Source organism: Ketogulonicigenium robustum (genome assembly GCF_002117445.1).
Classification (GTDB): domain Bacteria; phylum Pseudomonadota; class Alphaproteobacteria; order Rhodobacterales; family Rhodobacteraceae; genus Ketogulonicigenium; species Ketogulonicigenium robustum.
Window position 1 is genome coordinate 805,687 of sequence record NZ_CP019937.1, and the last position, 18,128, is coordinate 823,814.

Annotated in this window: 16 protein-coding genes; 11 read left to right on the forward strand and 5 right to left on the reverse strand. The window is 63.4% G+C overall.

Translation table 11 applies throughout. The features are described 5' to 3' along the window. The first annotated feature begins 3 nt into the window (after positions 1–3). Positions 4–1,590: an ABC transporter substrate-binding protein gene (locus tag BVG79_RS04085; RefSeq protein WP_085785763.1), complete on the forward strand. Its 1,587-nt coding sequence runs from the start codon at positions 4–6 to the stop codon at positions 1,588–1,590. A gap of 87 nt (positions 1,591–1,677) precedes the next feature. Continuing rightward, positions 1,678–2,052, forward strand: a complete 375-nt coding sequence (locus BVG79_RS04090; RefSeq protein ID WP_085785764.1) for a hypothetical protein — start codon at positions 1,678–1,680, stop codon at positions 2,050–2,052. On the opposite strand, the gene BVG79_RS04095 is transcribed toward BVG79_RS04090, so the two are convergent. From BVG79_RS04095 to cdd, 3 genes are read right to left on the reverse strand one after another with little or no spacing between them, the layout of a single operon-like run. Then, positions 2,049–3,047 carry a LacI family DNA-binding transcriptional regulator gene (locus tag BVG79_RS04095; RefSeq protein ID WP_085785765.1) on the reverse strand — a complete coding sequence of 333 codons (999 nt, stop codon included), beginning with the start codon at positions 3,045–3,047 and terminating at the stop codon, positions 2,049–2,051. The genes BVG79_RS04090 and BVG79_RS04095 overlap by 4 nt on opposite strands. After that, positions 3,047–3,790 carry a creatininase family protein gene (locus BVG79_RS04100; RefSeq protein WP_085785766.1) on the reverse strand — a complete coding sequence of 248 codons (744 nt, stop codon included), beginning with the start codon at positions 3,788–3,790 and terminating at the stop codon, positions 3,047–3,049. The genes BVG79_RS04095 and BVG79_RS04100 overlap by 1 nt, the downstream gene beginning before the upstream one ends. Then, positions 3,790–4,740 carry a cytidine deaminase gene (gene cdd / locus BVG79_RS04105; protein ID WP_085785767.1) on the reverse strand — a complete coding sequence of 317 codons (951 nt, stop codon included), beginning with the start codon at positions 4,738–4,740 and terminating at the stop codon, positions 3,790–3,792. The genes BVG79_RS04100 and cdd overlap by 1 nt, the downstream gene beginning before the upstream one ends. A gap of 135 nt (positions 4,741–4,875) precedes the next feature. Here cdd and BVG79_RS04110 point away from each other — a divergent pair, with 135 nt between their 5' ends. The 7 genes from BVG79_RS04110 to BVG79_RS04140 all read left to right on the forward strand — a co-directional run bounded on the left by BVG79_RS04110 (position 4,876) and on the right by BVG79_RS04140 (position 12,301). Next, positions 4,876–6,216, forward strand: a complete 1,341-nt coding sequence (locus BVG79_RS04110) for an amidohydrolase family protein (protein ID WP_085785768.1) — start codon at positions 4,876–4,878, stop codon at positions 6,214–6,216. A gap of 3 nt (positions 6,217–6,219) precedes the next feature. Beyond that, the gene (locus BVG79_RS04115) at positions 6,220–7,164 is read left to right on the forward strand and encodes a nucleoside hydrolase (RefSeq protein ID WP_236951415.1); all 945 of its coding nucleotides are present in this window, start codon (positions 6,220–6,222) and stop codon (positions 7,162–7,164) included. 23 nt (positions 7,165–7,187) lie between these two features. Beyond that, positions 7,188–8,216 (forward strand): BMP family lipoprotein, encoded by a 1,029-nt coding sequence (locus BVG79_RS04120; protein ID WP_085785770.1) that lies wholly within the window; start codon positions 7,188–7,190, stop codon positions 8,214–8,216. Positions 8,217–8,282: 66 nt separating this feature from the next. Then, the gene (locus BVG79_RS04125) at positions 8,283–9,827 is read left to right on the forward strand and encodes an ABC transporter ATP-binding protein (RefSeq protein WP_085787240.1); all 1,545 of its coding nucleotides are present in this window, start codon (positions 8,283–8,285) and stop codon (positions 9,825–9,827) included. Then, on the forward strand, positions 9,824–10,906 hold the full coding sequence (locus BVG79_RS04130; RefSeq protein ID WP_236951416.1) for an ABC transporter permease: 1,083 nt from the start codon (positions 9,824–9,826) through the stop codon (positions 10,904–10,906). The genes BVG79_RS04125 and BVG79_RS04130 overlap by 4 nt, the downstream gene beginning before the upstream one ends. Beyond that, complete coding sequence (locus BVG79_RS04135) at positions 10,903–11,844, forward strand: ABC transporter permease (RefSeq protein WP_085785771.1); 942 nt, start codon at positions 10,903–10,905, stop codon at positions 11,842–11,844. Before BVG79_RS04130 ends, BVG79_RS04135 begins: the two co-directional genes overlap by 4 nt. Continuing rightward, the gene (locus BVG79_RS04140; RefSeq protein WP_236951417.1) at positions 11,837–12,301 is read left to right on the forward strand and encodes a GNAT family N-acetyltransferase; all 465 of its coding nucleotides are present in this window, start codon (positions 11,837–11,839) and stop codon (positions 12,299–12,301) included. Before BVG79_RS04135 ends, BVG79_RS04140 begins: the two co-directional genes overlap by 8 nt. Before the next feature lie 9 nt (positions 12,302–12,310). Here BVG79_RS04140 and BVG79_RS04145 read toward each other — a convergent pair whose 3' ends face one another. Continuing rightward, positions 12,311–12,883: a lipid-binding SYLF domain-containing protein gene (locus BVG79_RS04145; RefSeq protein WP_085785772.1), complete on the reverse strand. Its 573-nt coding sequence runs from the start codon at positions 12,881–12,883 to the stop codon at positions 12,311–12,313. A 109-nt stretch (positions 12,884–12,992) separates the two neighbouring features. Beyond that, complete coding sequence (gene hemB, locus BVG79_RS04150) at positions 12,993–13,991, reverse strand: porphobilinogen synthase (protein WP_085785773.1); 999 nt, start codon at positions 13,989–13,991, stop codon at positions 12,993–12,995. 124 nt (positions 13,992–14,115) lie between these two features. Between hemB and BVG79_RS04155 the strand changes: the two genes are divergently transcribed. Both BVG79_RS04155 and mfd read left to right on the forward strand, forming a co-directional pair. Then, a complete protein-coding gene (locus BVG79_RS04155; protein WP_236951418.1) occupies positions 14,116–14,628 on the forward strand; it encodes a hypothetical protein in 513 nt (170 codons plus the stop codon). A 39-nt stretch (positions 14,629–14,667) separates the two neighbouring features. Beyond that, positions 14,668–18,126, forward strand: a complete 3,459-nt coding sequence (gene mfd / locus BVG79_RS04160) for a transcription-repair coupling factor (protein ID WP_085785774.1) — start codon at positions 14,668–14,670, stop codon at positions 18,124–18,126. Positions 18,127–18,128: the final 2 nt, after the last annotated feature.

Sequence of the window (18,128 nt, forward strand, 5' to 3'; positions counted from 1 at the left end):
GTCATGAATTTCTTTCGACGCAGCCTTGCTGTCAGCATGCTGGCGCTGATTGCCCATCAGGCCGCCGCTGACACACCTGCCAACGCCCTGATCGTTGCGCAGAACATTGACGATATCGTCACCATCGACCCGGCATCGGCGTACGAGTTCACCTCGGGCGAATATGTCGCGAACACCTATGACCAACTGGTGCACTACGATGCCACCGACACGACCGAACTGGTCGGCGGTCTGGCCACCAGCTGGGATGTGGATGCCGAAGCCAAGGCGATCACCTTCACCCTGCGCGATGGAGTCACCTTCAGCTCGGGCAACCCGCTGACCGGCGCCGATGTTGTCGGCTCGTGGAAGCGCGTTCTGGTGCTGAACATGGCACCCGCCTTCATTCTGACCCAGCTGGGTTGGACGGCGGATAACATCGAGGAGATGGTGACCGCCGAAGGCAACACCGTCACCGTGCGTTACGTGGGCGATTTCGCCCCCGCCTTCGTGCTGAACGTGCTGGCGTCGCGCCCTGCATCGATCGTCGATGTGACGACGGCGATGGCGAACGAGGTTGATGGCGACTTGGGCCACGCGTGGCTGAACGAACATTCGGCTGGCACCGGCCCGTTCGTGCTGAACCAGTTCCGCCCCGGCGAAATGATCCGGCTGACCGCCAACCCCGCCTACTACGGCGGCGCACCGGCGATGGAACAGGTGCTGATCCGTCACGTCCCCGAGGCCGCGACCCAGCGCCTGATGCTGGAATCGGGCGATATCGACATGGCGAAAAACCTGACCCCCGACCAAGTCGCCGGTCTGGAAAACACCGACGGGATCGATATCGAAACCTATCCGCAGTCGGCTGTTCACTGGCTGTCGTTCAACCAAAAGGTCGAAGTTCTCTCGAACCCCGCCTTCTGGGAAGCGGCCCGCTATCTGGTCGATTACAACGGCATGGCCGATACCTTCCTGAAAGGGCAGATGATCGTCCACCAAGCCTTCTGGCCGATGGGCTATCCGGGTGCGCTGGATGACACCCCCTTCACCTACGACCCTGAAAAGGCCCGCCAAATTCTGGCCGATGCCGGTATTCAGACGCCGATCAAGGTGACGCTGGATGTCATCAACTCGAACCCGTTCACCGACATGGCGCAGGCGCTGCAAGCGACCTTTGCCCAAGCCGGCATCGAATTCGAGATCCTGCCCGGCACTGGCAGCCAAGTGATCACCCGCTACCGCGAGCGGTCGCATCAGGCGATGCTGCTGTATTGGGGCCCCGACTTCATGGACCCGCATTCGAACGCCAAGGCTTTCGCGTATAACGCCAACAACGACGACGATCACTACGCGTCGACGACCACGTGGCGCAACGCATGGATGCCGCCGGCCGAGATGAACGCGCTGACCATGGCCGCCCTCAGCGAAGTTGACCCCGAAAAGCGTCTGGAAATGTATCTGGAACTGCAACGCGAAGTGCAGCAAGAATCGCCCATCGTGGTGATGTTCCAAGCGGTGAAGCAGGTTGCGATGGCTGACGACGTGCATGGTTTCGTCAACGGTGCCTCCTCCGACTACGTTTACTACCGTTTGGTCACGAAGGACTAAAACCTTTGGGCGGGCAGCGGTGCTGCCCGCCTTTCCCTAATGCGGGAAAGGGGTTAGAACAGGCAAAACCACAGCAAGGGTAGCGCCATGGGCTTTCTCGCACTTCTTCACAGCCTGACATCTTATATCGGTTTCCTCGCCACGATTGCTTGGGCGGGCGCAGTGCTGTTCGGCGCGGGCGATGTGGCGCGCTTTGGCGGGCTCTACAAGCGCATCTATTTGGTGATGATGATTTCGACCGGCCTTTCGGGGGTCTTCGGGCTGATCGTCACGATCTTTGGCCCGTGGCTGACCTATGTTTTCCCGTGGATCGGTCTGGTCGGTTTGGGTGTGCATAACATGCTGGGCGCGCGCAGCCGCAAGATGCTGGCCGCAGACACCGGCCGCGCGCTGATCTTTGCGGCCATCCAGATTGCAGTTCTGGTCGTCGTTCTGGTGCTGATGATCTGCAAGCCGTTCTAAACACAGCGCTGCGCGGTTGACCCGCGCGTGACCAATGTGACGGGCAACATCTGCCGCGGAGGCGGCTGTTGCCCGCGCATCCTGTCATGCAGCGCGGCAAAAGCGCGTGCGCCCATTTCGGCCAGAGGCTGGCGTATCGTCGTCAGCGGCGGCGCGACCAGATCGGCGAAGGGCATATCGTCGAACCCCACCAATGATATATCGTCAGGAATGCTGACGCCCATCTGCGCGGCGCGGCGCAGCACACCCGTCGCGATAATGTCCGAAACTGCGAAAACTGCGGTGGGGCGGCGGGGCAGAAGGGCAGTCAAGGCCGCAGCGCCGTGTGTGGCGCTATAGGGGCCCCATTGGATCATCTCGGGCGGCACGGTAATGCCCGCGTCCTGCAGGCGGTCGACGCAGCCCGCCACCCGCGCGCGGCTGTTCGGCATGTGGCGCGGCCCCGCGATGATAGCCACGGCACGGTGCCCAAGTTCCAGCAGATGCCCTGCCGCCAACGCGCCGCCCACGCTGTTTTCGACCAATACGCGGGGGATGGGCGCGTCCGGCAGCAGGTCTTCGTCCAACATGATCAGCGGATGGTTTTCGCCCAGCATCCGCGCAACAGCCCCCGTGGGCGTCACGGCCGACATGAAGATCAGCCCGTCAAACCGGCCCGCGCGCAGTTGTGCCAGCGCCGCCGCCTCGCGCCGTGGGTCGGATTCGGTTGCGAGGATCAGCACCGAATACCCTGCCGCTGCCGCCGCGCGTTCGATTGCGGCAGCAAGGGCGGTGAAGAAGGGGTTGGATATTTCCGGCGTGACGATGGCGATGGTTTGGGTGCGTCCGGTCGACAGTTGCCGCGCAACCGCGTTCGGGCGCCAGTCCAATGCGGCGATGGCGCCGTCGATGCGGCTGCGCGTGGCCTCGGGCAGCTTCAGGCCGCCGTTGACATAACGTGATACCGTGGTCGGTGATACGCCCGCCGCGCGGGCGACATCGGCCAGTCGCGCCATCAGCCGGGCAGCCCGTTGCGGTGCAAAAAGGCGCTGATGATGGGCGCGGTATTTGCCGCAATGCCGGCGATGAAAGCGTGGCCTTTTTCAGCCGTCGCGGGGCGCGGGTCGCCGAAAACGCCCGTGGGGTTGAATTCGCGCAACTGCATGGGAATGCTGCCGAAAAGCGGCGGGAATGTCGGGTAGCTGGGGGCTGCAGCCTCCATCCGCACAGCGTCGGGGCGCAGGGCTAGCATCATCGATGTCTCGACCTCGTCCGCGTGGTAAAAGTGGGGCGCGGCGGGTGTGCTGTCACAATGCACTGCGGCCAGATCGCCAAGGCCGGGGTAGTCCAGATGCAGGCAAGGCAGGCCCGCGTCCGACAAGCGCCGCGCGGCCAGCAGCATGGGTTCGTGATTGCCGAAATGGCCGTTCAAAATGATCAGCCCCGCCACACCCATCTGCCGCAACCCCTCGCCAATGTCGACGATGGCCGCCTGCAGCGTGGCGGGCGACAGCGACAAGGTGCCGGGGTAGGCGGCGTTATTCCACGCGTCGCCATAGGGCATTGCAGGCAGCAATAGGGCATCCAGCGGGTCGGCGATCGCGCGCGCGACACCCAGCGCCAGATCGGCATCAACGGTCAGCGGCAGGTGCGCGCCGTGTTGTTCGACCGCGCCCAGCGGCAGCACGGCCAACGTGGGGCGGGCAAGGCGGGCTTCAACCTCGGTCCAAGGGGTCGTTGCGAAATCGAGTGCGGGCATCAGTTCAGATCCATCATCGTCAGGGGGGCGTTCGGGGCAAGGCGCCCCAGCAATTCTTGCGTTGCAAGGCTCAGGTCTACGGCTGCGCCCGCGCGGCGCGCGAACCAGCCGCGGCGAATGTCGCCGTAGGCCATGCCATGATCCAGCAGCATCACGACAGCGGCCTGCGCGGGGGTAATGGTGGGATTATAGGCACAGCTTTCAATTCCCGTGCCCCACACCAGCCCGCCGTCTGCCATTTCCAGCACGAGGCTGGCGGGGCAGTTGCTGTAGGGCACGTGCCCACGATTTGCGGCGGTGATCAGCAGCTCGGCCACGGGGGCGGGGGCTTGGCTGGGGTCTGCCAGCGCGACGCTTTGTAATTGCGCGGCTGGGTTGGCACCGGGGGTGCCAAGGTCGGCGGGCGTGAACGCGCCGGGCAGCACATCGTTCAGCGACATCCGGTGGCCGGCGGGGTCGATCAGGCGCAGGTTCGGCGCAGCCATGAATTCCGACAGGAACTGACGGCAGTGACCGCAGGGCATGGCGGCCGTCAGAGCGATATGCGACAGCGCCTCGCCGCGCAAAAAGGCGCGGGTGGTCACAAACCCCTCGCCATGGATGGCATGGCCGAAATGTGCGGTGGGAAATTCGATATTGCCGCCCAGGGTGATCGCGCCGCTGACCGCCTCGCGCCCGACGGTGCCGACGGTGAAGCCCGAAATCGGCGGCCGCGCGACCATCGCGGCATCGGGCAGCAGCAACAGCATCAATTCCTCGACCCCGCTGAGGCCGTGGCGGGCCACCACCTTAGCCGCATGATCGGCGCTGATCCGGCGGCCATGCGCGCGCAGGTGGGCGGGGTCGGCAATCGGGGCCAGCGCGTCGGCGCGGATCTGGGCTTGCAGCGGCGTAAGCGCCGCAAGGCGCGCGGGAATGGCGGGGTCGACGGGGAAAGGTTGGGCGTGCATCTGCGTCCTTGCCTGTTTTCGCGGCGAATGCCCGCGATCTTTGCTGTTGCCGCGCACCGGGCTTTCAAGCCATTTGACTTTGCTCGCACGCTGCTGCTTGTTCTCTTGTAAACCGATTTACTGACTTCGGAACCCATGACCAGATTTTTGCTGAAGAACGCGACGGTCCTGACCGTTGATGCTGCCGATACTGCCTACGAAAAGGGCTGGATTGCCGTCGAAGACGGTCGAATCGCTGCCCTCGGCCCTGCTGGGTCCGAGCCGGAGGGCTTTGATGCCGTGCAAGATCTGGCAGGCCATCTGGTCATGCCGGGGCTGGTCAACGCGCACACCCACAGCCCGATGATCCTGTTTCGCGGCGTCGCCGAGGGGCAGAGCCTGCTGACGATGGACGGCTGGTACAACGCCATTCGCGAGCCCGAGCTGTCGCTGGTCGCCGAGGACATTCCCCCCGCCGTCGCGCTATCCTGCGCCGAAATGCTGCTGTCGGGCACCACGACATTTTGCGAACAGTACTTCTTTGCCGATGAAATCGCTGGTGCCGTGCGCAAAGCGGGCATTCGGGCGGTTATCGCCTATGGTATCGTGCAACTGGGCGACCCCGAGGTTGGCGTGCGCGAACTGGCGCGGGCCGAGGCATTTTTGGCCAGCCAACGCTCGGCCGATGGTCGCGTTATTCCGTGGTTCGGCCCGCATGCGCCCTATGTCGATAATACGGCCGAGTTGCTGCAGGCCGAGGTTGAAATCGCCAATAAATACGGTTCGGGCCTGCACATGCATATGGCGGCTGGGCCTGAAGATAACGACGTCAGCTTAAAGTTGTATGGAAAAACCGCAGCGGTAGCCCTTGAAGAAACAGGCTTTTTCAACGGTCGTGTGCATGTCGCGCACTGTCTGGATTTGTCCGAAGAGGACATAGCCGTTTTCGCCCGCGCGCCTGCGGCCTCGGTCGCGTATTGCGCGACGGCGGGGCTGCGGTCGGGGCGCGAGGGGATCTGCCCTGTCATCGATCTGCGTGCGGCGGGCGTGACAGTCGGTATCGGCACCGATAATGTGGCGGCCAATAATTCCTACGACATGGTGCAGGAAATGCGCGTCGCAGGCCTTGTCGCCAGCCACCGCGAGGGGGTCGCGCAGCCGATCAGCAGCCGCGACTTGATCCGCATGGCGACGATCGAGGGGGCGCGTGCGCTGGGCCTCGACCACGAGATCGGCTCATTGGAGGTTGGCAAGTCGGCTGATATCATATCCATCGACATGCGCGGCCCCGGCTGGTCGCCGACACCCGATGTGGAAACGGCATTGGTCTATTCCGGTTCGGGCCGCGATGTGCAAAACGTCTGGGTGCAGGGCGAGGCGCTGGTTCGTGACCGCGCACTGGTCCGCACCCAATACGAAACCGTTCGCACGGAATACGAAGCCGCCCACCATGTTTTCTGGGCGCGCGTCCAAGCGGCAAAGATGAAGGCGACCTAAATTATGAATCCTGTCATTTTCGATTCCGACGGCGGTGTGGATGACGCGCAAGCCCTGCAAATGTTGCTGGCTGGCGGCGTGGTGCCTGTGGCGGTCACATCCGTTTTCGGCAACGTCAGCCTTGCGGCGGCAACGCGTAACTTGCTGACCGTGCTGGAAGTGACCGGCCACGGCGACGTGCCGGTTTACAGCGGTGCCAAGGTGCCGATGGTGCAGCCCATTATCGACGCGACCCACATTCACGGGGAAGACGGCCTTGGCGGCGCGCCGCGCCCGGCCACCATCCCCGCACCCGCGGGCGACGATGCCGTGACCTTCCTGCGCGAAACTTTCCGTAGCGCGGCCGCTGGCGGCACCAAAGTCGACATCATCATGATCGGGCCGCTGACGAACCTTGCGCTGGCCCTGCGGCTTGAGCCCGCGATCACCGCTGGTATCGGCCGCCTGACCATTATGGGCGCGACCGTTTATGGCCGTGGCAACACCACCCCAGCCGCCGAATTCAACATCTGCGCCGACCCAGAAGCCGCCGCCGTTGTCTTCCAAGCTGACATCGACACCATCGTCGTCCCGTGGGAGCCCTGCACGACCCACTACATCAGCCGCGAGGATGCCCGCGCGCTGGTGGCTGCTGCGCCTGCCAGTGCAGTGCGCGATTTTTCCTCGGCGCTGCTGGAACATGCATGCAAGACCGACGAATTCTACGGCGGGAACGGCAAGTTCAAATACGTTGACCCCTTTGCCATCGCCGTCGTGCTCGACCTTAGCATCGTCACCAAAACCGTGACAGCCAGCGTCGATGTCGCGCTGGCCCCCGGTATCACGCGCGGGATGACTTTGGTCGACCCGTCGGGACGCCTTGGAACGCCCAAGATCACGCTGGTCGAAGAAGCCAGCATCGAACGGCTGACCGCCCTCTATGCCGCGTCGATCGCGTATCACGCGTAACCCCAACAGGAGAGTGTAAAGACATGTCGACCCTTATTACCCGTCGTGGGTTGGGCCAGCTGCTGCTGGCCACGACCGCCGTGGCTGGTTTTGTCGGCGCCGCCAGTGCGCAGGCCAAGACCCGCGTGGCGTTCGTGGTGCACGGCCAGCTTGGCGACAAAAGCTTCCTTGATTCTGCCGCCGCCGGCCTGAACCGTGCAGCCGAAAGCATGCCGATTGAGGCAACGGTGATCGAGCCAGGCAACGACCGCGCCCGGTGGGAGCCTGCGCTGGCCGATGCCTGCGACCAAGGCTACGACATCATCGTCGTCGGCACGTGGGAAATGACCGGTTTTGTCGTCGCGCTGGCCCCCGAATTCCCGGACACCAAGTTCATCATCTTTGATGACGCGCCCGATTTCGCGGCGAACAACCTGCCGAACGTGATTGCCATCACTTACCGCACATCGACGGCGGCGTTCTTGGCGGGTTATGCCGCCGCCAAGGTCAGCCAGACCGGCAAAATCGGCGAGATTTTCGGCGTCGAAGGCGCGACGATCTTGGAATTCGCGGTCGGGTTCGAACAGGGCGCACGCCTTGCCAATCCGGATGTAGAATTGATCCGCGCCGTGGCTGGTAGCTTTACCGACCCCGCCAAGGGCAAGGAGTTGGCGCTGACCCAATTTGCCCAAGGCGCGGATATCGTCTTCCCGATCGCGGGCGGCACCGGCATTGGTGCGCTGCAAGCGGCGCGTGACGAAGGCAAGCTGGCCGTGGGCGTCGACAGTGACCAAGCCCTGATTTTCGAGGCCACGGACGAAGCCCAAGCCAAGGCGATCTTCACCTCGGTCGAGAAGAAGGTCGGCGATTCGATCTATCTGGTGCTGGAACAGACGCTGGCGGGGACTGCGCCCTATGGCAGCATCGTCGTGCTGGGGCTGCAAGAAGGCGCGGTCGGCATCTCGAAGAACGCCTATTACGAGGCGAGCGTGCCTGCCGAGGTTCGCGCCGAGGTCGACGCGCTAGAGGCTCAGATCATCGCGGGCGAGATCACTGTCGAAACGATGATGTAATCCAAATTGCCGCGCCCGCCCGACAAGGGCGGACGCGGTTTTTCTTTGAAGATGGAAGAACACCCGATGCAACCAGTCATCGAGGCAATCGACATCCGCAGGGTCTACCCTGGCGGCACTGTGGCGAATGACGGCGTCAACTTGCGCGTTATGCCCGGCGAGGTTCATGCCGTAGTGGGCGAGAATGGTGCTGGCAAATCGACGCTGATGAAGATCCTGTTCGGCACGGAAAAGCCCGATGGCGGCAACCTGTCGATTTTTGGCCAGCAGGTGGCGTTTGCAGGCCCGCGCGATGCGATTGATATGGGCATCGGCATGGTATTCCAGCACTTTTCGCTGGTGCCGTCTTTTACCGTTTACGAAAATGTGGTGCTTGGCTCGGAACCCAAAAATGGGATCAAATTCGACCGCGCCACCGCCATCGCCCGCGTGCGCGAGCTTTCGCAGCGTTTCCGCCTGAATGTCGACCCCGAGGCGCGCGTCGATACGCTGCCCGTGGGCCAGCAGCAGCGCGTCGAGATTCTGAAATCGCTCTACCGTGACGCCAAAATCCTGATTTTGGACGAGCCGACCGCGGTTCTGGCCCCGCAAGAGGTCGAGGAATTGTTCGCCGCCGTGCGTGCGCTGGTGGCGCAGGGGCGCACTGTTATTTTCATCGCGCATAAACTGCCCGAGGTTCTGGCGATTTCCGACAGCATCACCGTGATGCGCGCGGGCCGCACCGTGGGGCAGGTCAAGGCGGCTGATGTGACCGAAGACAGCCTTGCCACGATGATGGTCGGGCGCGAGGTGCAGCTGCGCGTGCCGCGCGCGGCGCATATTGGCGATGTGGTCTGCACCGTCGATGCGCTGGATCTGGTGTCCGAAAAAGGCACGCCGATCACGACGGGGCTGTCGCTATCCGTCCGCGCGGGCGAGATTTTGGGCCTTGTCGGTGTGGAAGGCAACGGTCAGGCCGAGGTGCTGGAAGCTATCGCCGGGCTGCGCGCCTCAGCGGGCGGGCGCATTACCTTGGCGGGGCAGGTGCTGGACGGGCAGTCGGTGCTGCAGCGGCGCGCCAGCGGTGTCGCCTCGATCCCCGAAGACCGTCTGGCCGAGGGGTTGGCCCCGCAATCGACCATCGCTGAAAACCTGATCGCGACGCGTCTGCAGGACGACCGTTTTGTCCGCCGCGGCTTGCTGGATCTAAAAGCGATGCGTGCCAATGCGGTGGCGGCGATCCAGCATTTCGCGATTCGTGCGGGCGGTCCGGATTTTACCGCAAACACCTTGTCGGGCGGCAATATGCAAAAGGTGGTCGTCGCGCGCGAGTTGGCGCGCCAACCGGCGTTGCTGCTGGTCAACCAGCCGACACGAGGCGTCGATCTGGGCGCGACGCAATTCATCTGGGAACGTCTGACCGAGGCGCGCGACGGCGGCGCTGCCGTCTTGCTGGTGTCCGCCGATTTGTCGGAACTGATGGCGCTGTCCGACCGGCTGGTCGTGTTCTATCGCGGACAGATCGTCGCGGCTTTTGTCAATTCCGATGCGCTGACCGCCGAGGAATTGGGCCGATACATGCTGGGCCTTGCCACCCAAACACCAGAACAAGTCGCTGCGGGGATGCAATGACGACCATGACCGGAAAGCCCGACCGTTTGGGTACCTTCGCGCGCGAGGCTGGCCGCGCTATCGGCGCCTTGTTGATTGCGCTGGTCGTCGCGCTGCTGATTATTATCGCCACATCGGCCGACCCGATGAATGCGTTTTCGCAACTGTTGACCGCACCGCTGACATCGAAACGCACCATCGGTTATTGGATGGACGACGTGGCCAAACTGACGCTGACGGGCCTTGCCTTCAGCCTTGTTTTTCAGGCGCGGCAGTTTTCGATGGGCGTGCAAGGGCAAGTCTATGTCGGGGGGTTGTTCGCCGCGCTGGTGGCCCTGTCGCCAGCGGGTGCAACGCCGCTGGCGATACCGCTGTGCCTGATCGCGGGCATGGTGGGCGGGGCGGCCTATGGCTTTTTGCCGGGCTATGCCAAGGCCAAGTTCGGCGCGAACGAGATCGTCTCCTCGCTAATGCTGAACTACATCGCCATCAAGGTCGTCAACTGGATCACGCGCGCCCATCTGGCCCCGCCCAACAGCGGCCAGTTGATGTCGCCGCCGTTCCCGCCTGAGGCTGTCTTCCCCGCACTTGTCGCCAACACGCGGCTGGATCTGGGAATCGTGGTCGCGCTGGTGATGACGGTTGTTGTGTGGTTCATCCTCTATCGCACGCGGTGGGGGCTCAAGCTGCGATTGGTGGGCGACAACCCGACCTTTGCCGAATATGCCGGCATTCGCGCCAATGCGGTGATGATCGCGGCGATGACGGCGGCGGGCGCTGTTGGCGGGCTGCTGGGGGCCGTGTTTGTGCAGGGCCGGGCCTACGGCAAGATCGCCGAAAACTTCGACGGCAATCTGGCGTTCGAGGGGATTTTGATCGCCATCGTCGCCAAGAATCGCCCACTTGCCGTGCCGCTTGTTGCGCTGGCCTATGGCTACCTACGCCAAGGGGCGCAGCTGATGGGGAACCGCACCGACGTTCCGAACGAGATGATCTCGGTCGTGCAGGCGTTGGTCATTTTGCTGGTTGCCTCCAGCTTTACGGTGCCGGGGCGCAAGGCGCTGGGCCGCATCTTTAAACGTCGGGGGGCCGTACAATGATGGACGTGCTGGAAGCCGTATTTTCGGTCACCTTCCTGGCGATGGTGATCCGCCAGATGACGCCGCTGTTGCTGGCCACGTTGGGCGGGTTGATATCCGACCTGTCGGGGGCGCTGAACGTCGCGCTCGAGGGGATGATGCTAATCTCGGCGCTGACGGCGGTGCTCGTTTCGGTGCACTACCCGTGGTACGTTGCGGTGCTGGCGGCGATGACGGCAGGGTCGGCGCTGGGGCTGCTGATGGCGTTTTTCCACCTGCGGATGCGCGCCGACATTATTCTGGTCGGTTTTGCGGTGAACATCGTGGCGACGGGCGGCACCGTATTCGCGCTGTCGCTGGCCACGGGTGGCGACAAGGGCACGTCGATCAACCTTGTGTCCAAGGCGGTTCCTGCAGTGAATTTGCCCTTCCTGAAAGGCGTGCCGGGGATTGGTGATTTGCTGTTCCGGCTGCTGTCGGGGCATTCGCTGCTCACTTGGTTTGCCTTTGTGGCCGTCTTTGGCCTGTGGTTCTTCCTGTATCGTATGCGCGGCGGTCTGTGGCTGCGGGCGGTGGGCGAATACCCTGCCGCGCCCGCCGCTGCGGGGATCAAAGTTGATGTCGTTCGCATGTGGGCGCTGGTGGCTTCGGGGGCGTTTACAGGGCTGGCTGGCGCGCAGCTGGCGATGTTCAACTATGTGGGCTTTACGCGCGACATGACGGCAGGGCGCGGGTTTATCGCTCTGGGCGCGGTGCTGCTGGGCGCGCGTCACCCGATTGGCGCGCTGCTGGCCGCGCTGCTGTTTGGTGTGTTCGACGCGCTATCGTTCGTGATTGCGACGCGCGCGCAGAACTTCCCGGCGGAACTGATCCAAGCGATTCCCTTTGTTGTGACGATTATCGCGCTGATCCTGTTTTCGTGGCGGGCACAGCGGGCCAAGGCGCTGCGCGGTGCCTGACGCGCTGACCATCAGCCCGCTGCCCAGCGTGCCGCAATTCGCCGATGTGGTGGCTGCGCGCGCGTGGGCGGCGTGGTGGCAAGATAGCGAGGTGACGCTTGCCGATTACCGCGCGCGGCTGGAGGAGGTGTTTACTGCCCCCAGCCTTCCCGCCGCTTGGGTCGCCCATCGCGGTGATGTGTATTGCGGGTCGGTGTTGCTGATCGACGATGACTTGGACAGCCGCCCCGATCTGACGCCATGGATTGCCGCATTATGGGTGGAACCTGCCGCGCGCGGGGCAGGCGTGGCGATGCAGCTGCAGGCGATTGCCCGCGCCGCTGCGGCGCAAATGGGGTTTGAGCGGGTCTTTCTGACAGCGGCCCCCAGCGTCGCGCCGTACTACCATCAGCGCGGCTATATCCTGCACGAGGCGGGGGTCGAGGGGCTGGATATTTTCAGCCACCCCGTACCCTAAACCTGCGCTTTACGGTATGATCCGCGTGTATTTGGTGCCCTCGATCGTGGCGCCGACGCGCAGCCCCGATTGGGCAAAGACGACGGCAATTACAGGGGCCATCGAAGTGGTCGTCTCGGCCCGCAGCATGTCGCCATTGGCGGCGATGGCGTAGTCGATATCGGCCCCCGCCGCCCAGCCATAGCTGGTACGGAACTGGCCTAGCGATTCTTGCGACATGAAGAACAGCACGTGGCTGTACTGCTGCGCGCCGATTTGGAAACCCGCGCTGGCCGAGGCCGCCGAATAGTAATCCACCGTCACTTGTTGAATGCGCAGCGCGCCGCGCCCGTATGATCCGCCAAGGCCAAGGCCGACCTCGGTCATCACGGGCATCACCAGCATACCGGCAGCGCGGTTCATCAGGTCTTGGGTGCCGGGGTAGGCTTGCAGCATATGGGCGACCGTGCTGTCGGCGCGGGCGTCAATCTCAGCAGCGCCGCCGCTGCCGATTCCGTTGTTGCAGGCGGCTGTCAGTCCCGTTGCGGTCAGGCCGAATGCGCCCAAACCAAGTGTCAATCCGCGTCGTGTCAGCTGTGTCATGCTCTGGCGCCTTTTTCGTGATGCGGCCTTATGTTGGCCGCTGGCGGGCAGAATAGGGTGCAGGCGGGTGTTTGTCACCCGCCTGTGATGTCATGGGCGGAATTCGCCGTCAGCCCTGCAGTGCTTCGGCCACTTCGGGCGCGAAATAGGTCAAAATCCCGTCACATCCCGCGCGCTTGAAGCACATCAGCGTCTCGATCACCACTTTCTGCGGGTCAAGCCAGCCGTTGGCGAAAGCGGCCTTCAGCATCGCGTATTCGCCCGACACCTGATAGGCGAATGTCGGCACGCCGAACTGGTCTTTCACGCGGCGGCAGATGTCCAAGTAGGGCATGCCGGGTTTGACCATGACCATGTCGGCCCCCTCGGACAGATCACGGGCGATGTGGCGCAGCGCCTCGTCGCTGTTTGCGGGGTCCATCTGATAGGTCTTTTTGTCGCCCTTCAGCGCGGCGCTTGCGCCGACGGCATCGCGGAACGGGCCGTAATACCCCGAGGCGTATTTCGCCGCATAGCTCATGATCGTCACATCGCGGTGGCCGGCCGATTCCAGCGCGGCGCGGATGGCGCCGATACGGCCGTCCATCATGTCACTCGGGCCCAGAATATCGGCGCCGCTTTCGGCTTGCGCCAGCGCCATCTTCACCAGCGCCTCGACCGTTTCGTCGTTCACAATGCGTCCGTCGACCACAAAACCGTCGTGGCCGTTGATGTTATAGGGGTCGAGGGCGATGTCGGTCATCACCGCCATGTTCGGCGCAGCATCCTTGATGGCGCGGATGGCGCGGTTGGCGATGTTGTCCATGCTCCAGGCCAGGGCGCAATCCTCGGTGCGGGCGGCCATGTCGGTGTAGGGGAAGATGCACATGGCGGGAATGCCGCGGGCCTCTGCCTCGACAGCGGCTTTGGCCAGCCGGTCAACCGACAGGCGCTGCACGCCCGGCATCGAGGGGATGTCGGTGGTGCAATCCTCGCCCTCCATCACGAAGACGGGCCAGATCAGATCGCTGGGGTCAAGGTGCGTCTCGCGCACCAATGCGCGAAGGGCGGGCGTCGCGCGGTTGCGGCGCAGGCGGGTGGCAGGGAATGGGGCAAGCACGGGTTGCATGACAGCGCGCCTTTCTTAACACATGTTCGTTGCAAAGGGTTTTACGCCCAAATGCGCTATGGGCAAGGGCGCATTGCCCCGCTAGGGTGCGCGCGACGCCTGCACTGCCTACGGAACGCCCGACGTGAGCATATTCGACATTATCTCGCCCCGTTCCTTCACCAGTGTGTGGTATTGGATCGGCCTCGCGCTGGTCTGGAGCATCGCCTCGGGGCGTGCCATGGGGTTGTCGTGGGATCTTGTGCGCCGCGCGCGCAAGGGCGATGCCGACGCCCGCCGCGATCTGGATGACGCCGCCCGGATCGAGATCGGTCGTATCGCGCGCCTGACCGACAAATCGGGGCTTTTCGTCACGGCGCTGATCGGGTTCTGCTCCATATCGTTGATCTTGCTGGGCTGGGTATACAACGTTGAATTCTTTCGCGCGTTGACTTGCCTCTACCTGACGTGGCTTGCGCTGGGCTTGTTGGATTTGCGCTGGGCCTTGCGGATTTTCCATGACGAGGCAACGGGCGAGCCGCTGCGCCAGCGCCTTGTGCGCCTGCACTGGGCCCGCCAAGGTGTTGCGCTGGTTGCCGTTCTTGTCACATTGCTGATCGGCGTTGCCGATATCATTCGCGGCTACATCCTGTTTTAGCCTGTTGCGTCAGGCTGCTGCGCCCCTTAGGTGAAGTGCATGTCCCACGATCCAAAGCATATTACAGTCTCTGGCGCGCCCGAGGGGTTCGACGCCCGCCTTATCCTGCAAGAAGTCGCGAAGTCCGCCGCGCCGGTGGTGCACGTCGCACGCGACGACCGCCGCTTGGCCGCGATGCAGGCCGCGCTGGCGTTTTTTGACCCTTCCATGCCGGTGTTTACATTTCCTGCGTGGGATTGCTTGCCCTATGACCGTATCTCGCCCAACCCCGAGATTTCGGCCGCGCGCATGGCGACGCTGGCGGCGCTGATACACGGCATGCCGCAGCGCTATGTGCTGCTGACCACGCTGAATGCGGCAACGCAAAAGGTGCCCGCGCGCGATTTGCTGCGCAAGTCGGCGTTTTCTGTCGATGTCGGCGCGCGCGTGGACGAGGGGGCCTTGCGCGGTTTTCTGACCCGCATGGGCTTTAGCCCCGCGGCCACCGTGACCGAGCCGGGCGATTTCGCGTGGCGCGGCGGCATCGTCGACATTTTCCCGCCCGGGCAAGATTTGCCGGTGCGGCTGGATTTCTTTGGCGACGTGCTGGATGGCGCGCGCCTGTTCGACCCCGCAAACCAGCGCACGGTTGAAAAGCTGTCGCGGGTCGAACTGTCGCCGGTGTCCGAGGTGGTGCTGGACGAGGCTTCGATCACGCGGTTCCGGCAGAATTACCGCGTGGCTTTCGGGGCGGGCGGGGCCGATGACCCGCTGTACGAAAGTGTCACCGCAGGGCGCAAGCAGGCGGGGATGGAGCACTGGCTGGGCTTCTTCCACGATAGGCTGGAAACCCTGTTCGACTTTCTACCCGATGCGACGATCACGCTGGACGACCAAAGCGATGCGATCCGCGAGGCGCGCTGGGTCTCGATTGTCGACCAATACGAGGCGCGACAGCACGCGCTGCAGCAGCGCCGCGGCAGTGACAGCGTCTACAAACCCGCGCCGCCAGACAGCCTATATCTGGATGAGAGCGCTTGGGTGACGGCCGTGGGTGGCCGCCGTATGTTGCGCCTTGCGCCGCTAAAGCAGCCTGTGGGCCTTGGCGTGATCGACGCAGGCGGGGTCATAGGCCGCAACTTTGCGCCTGAGCGTCAGCAGGAAAATATAAACCTGTTCAGTGCATTATCGGACTATATTAAACCTATATCTAAAGATCACCCCGTGATCCTTGCCAGCTACTCCGAGGGCGCGCGCGAGCGTTTAACAGGGTTGCTGGAAGACGAAGGCGTGGGCGAGGTTATTCCCGTCACCGACTTTAGCCGCGTTGGCAAGCGCGGCGTGCACATGGCCGTCTGGCCGCTGGAGGCTGGCTTTACCGCCCCCGGCCTGACCGTCATTTCCGAACAAGACGTGCTGGGCGAACGGCTGATCCGCCAGACCCGCCGTAAGCGCCGCGCCGAAAACTTCCTGACCGAGGCGAACAGCCTGTCGCCCGGCGATCTGGTCGTCCACGTCGAACACGGCGTGGGCCGCTATCTGGGGCTAGAGGTGATCACCGCCGCCGGCGCGCCCTATGAATGCCTCGCGCTGGAATATGCCGAAGGCGCGAAGCTGTACCTGCCGGTGGTCAATATAGAACTGCTCAGCCGGTATGGGCACGAACAGGGCCTGCTGGACAAACTGGGCGGCGGGGCATGGCAGTCGAAAAAGGCCAAGCTGAAAGAACGAATCCGCCAGATCGCCGACCGGCTGATCCGCGTGGCCGCCGAACGCGCGTTGCGGTCCGCCCCCGAGGTCGACCCGCCCGCCGAGATTTGGGAACAGTTCTTGGCGCGGTTCCCCTATCAGGAGACCGACGACCAGTTGCAGGCCATCACCGATGTGCTGGAGGATTTGCAGTCCGGCCGCCCGATGGACCGCCTGATCTGCGGCGACGTGGGCTTTGGCAAGACCGAGGTGGCGATCCGCGCCGCGTTCGTTGCCGCGATGTCGGGCATGCAGGTGGCCGTCGTTGCGCCCACAACACTGCTGGCGCGCCAGCATTTCAAAAGCTTCGCCGAACGCTTCCGTGGGTTCCCGCTGAATGTTCGCCCGTTGTCGCGCTTCGTCTCGGCCAAAGATGCCGAAGCGACGCGTAAGGGGTTGGCTGATGGCACGGTTGATGTCGTCATCGGCACCCATGCGGTGCTGGCCAAAGCGGTGAAATTCAAAAGCCTCGGGCTGTTGATTATCGACGAGGAACAGCATTTCGGCGTGCAGCATAAGGAGCGGCTGAAACAGTTGCGGTCCGACATCCACGTGCTGACGCTGACCGCAACGCCCATTCCGCGCACGCTGCAGCTGTCGCTTTCGGGGGTGCGCGACCTGTCGATCATCGGCACGCCGCCCATCGACCGGCTGGCGATCCGCACCTATGTCAGCGAATTCGACACGATCACCGTGCGCGAGGCACTGCTGCGCGAGCACTTCCGTGGCGGCCAAAGCTTCATCGTCGTGCCGCGCCTAAGCGATTTACCCGAGATGGAAGAATTCCTGCAGCGCGAAGTGCCCGAGGTGAAATACGTCGCCGCCCATGGCCAGATGGCTGCGGGCGAGTTGGACGACCGGATGAACGCCTTCTACGATGGCAAGTTCGACGTGCTGCTGGCGACGACGATTGTGGAATCGGGCTTGGACATTCCGACCGCCAACACGATGATCGTGCACCGCGCGGATATGTTCGGCCTGTCGCAACTCTATCAAATTCGTGGGCGGGTTGGCCGGTCGAAGGTGCGGGCCTATGCCTATCTGACGACGAAGCCGCGCCAGAAACTGACCCCTGCCGCAGAAAAACGCCTGCGCGTGCTGGGCAGTTTGGACAGCCTTGGGGCAGGGTTTCAACTGGCCTCGCAGGATTTGGATATTCGCGGCGCGGGTAATCTGCTGGGCGAGGAACAATCCGGCCAGATCCGCGAGGTCGGCTACGAGCTGTACCAGCAGATGCTGGAGGACGAGATCGCGCGCATCAAATCGGGCGAATCCGAGGCTCTGCCCGACAACGACCAATGGGCGCCGAACATCAGCATTGGCGTGTCCGTACTGATCCCCGAGGATTACGTGCCCGATCTGGACGTGCGCCTTGGCCTGTACCGCCGGCTATCCGACCTGACCACCAAAGTCGAGCTGGAAGGCTTCGCCGCCGAGCTGATCGACCGTTTCGGCAAGCTGCCGCGCGAGGTGAACACCCTGCTGACGGTCGTGCGGATCAAGGCCATGTGTAAACGGGCCGGAATCTCCAGCCTCGAGGCGGGGCCGAAGGGCGTCACGATCCGCTTCCACAACGACAAATTCGCGTCGCCTGCGGGGCTGGTCGCGTTCTTGCACGACCAAAACGGCGCGGCCAAGGTGAAAGACAATCGCATTGTCATTCTGGCCGACTGGAAAACCGAAGCTGACCGGATCAGGGGCTCTTTCGCAATTGCCCGAGATCTGGCAGAAAAGCTGGCCGCCGAGAAAAAGGCTGCCAAAACCGCTTAGAG

Bases quoted from the DNA above. Each gene is read 5' to 3' on its own strand.
- BVG79_RS04085 (WP_085785763.1), top strand. From the start codon at position 4: ATGAATTTCTTTCGACGCAGCCTTGCTGTCAGCATGCTGGCGCTGATT.
- BVG79_RS04090 (WP_085785764.1), top strand. From the start codon at position 1,678: ATGGGCTTTCTCGCACTTCTTCACAGCCTGACATCTTATATCGGTTTC.
- BVG79_RS04095 (WP_085785765.1), bottom strand. From the start codon at position 3,047: ATGGCGCGACTGGCCGATGTCGCCCGCGCGGCGGGCGTATCACCGACC.
- BVG79_RS04100 (WP_085785766.1), bottom strand. From the start codon at position 3,790: ATGCCCGCACTCGATTTCGCAACGACCCCTTGGACCGAGGTTGAAGCC.
- cdd (WP_085785767.1), bottom strand. From the start codon at position 4,740: ATGCACGCCCAACCTTTCCCCGTCGACCCCGCCATTCCCGCGCGCCTT.
- BVG79_RS04110 (WP_085785768.1), top strand. From the start codon at position 4,876: ATGACCAGATTTTTGCTGAAGAACGCGACGGTCCTGACCGTTGATGCT.
- BVG79_RS04115 (WP_236951415.1), top strand. From the start codon at position 6,220: ATGAATCCTGTCATTTTCGATTCCGACGGCGGTGTGGATGACGCGCAA.
- BVG79_RS04120 (WP_085785770.1), top strand. From the start codon at position 7,188: ATGTCGACCCTTATTACCCGTCGTGGGTTGGGCCAGCTGCTGCTGGCC.
- BVG79_RS04125 (WP_085787240.1), top strand. From the start codon at position 8,283: ATGCAACCAGTCATCGAGGCAATCGACATCCGCAGGGTCTACCCTGGC.
- BVG79_RS04130 (WP_236951416.1), top strand. From the start codon at position 9,824: ATGACGACCATGACCGGAAAGCCCGACCGTTTGGGTACCTTCGCGCGC.
- BVG79_RS04135 (WP_085785771.1), top strand. From the start codon at position 10,903: ATGATGGACGTGCTGGAAGCCGTATTTTCGGTCACCTTCCTGGCGATG.
- BVG79_RS04145 (WP_085785772.1), bottom strand. From the start codon at position 12,883: ATGACACAGCTGACACGACGCGGATTGACACTTGGTTTGGGCGCATTC.
- hemB (WP_085785773.1), bottom strand. From the start codon at position 13,991: ATGCAACCCGTGCTTGCCCCATTCCCTGCCACCCGCCTGCGCCGCAAC.
- mfd (WP_085785774.1), top strand. From the start codon at position 14,668: ATGTCCCACGATCCAAAGCATATTACAGTCTCTGGCGCGCCCGAGGGG.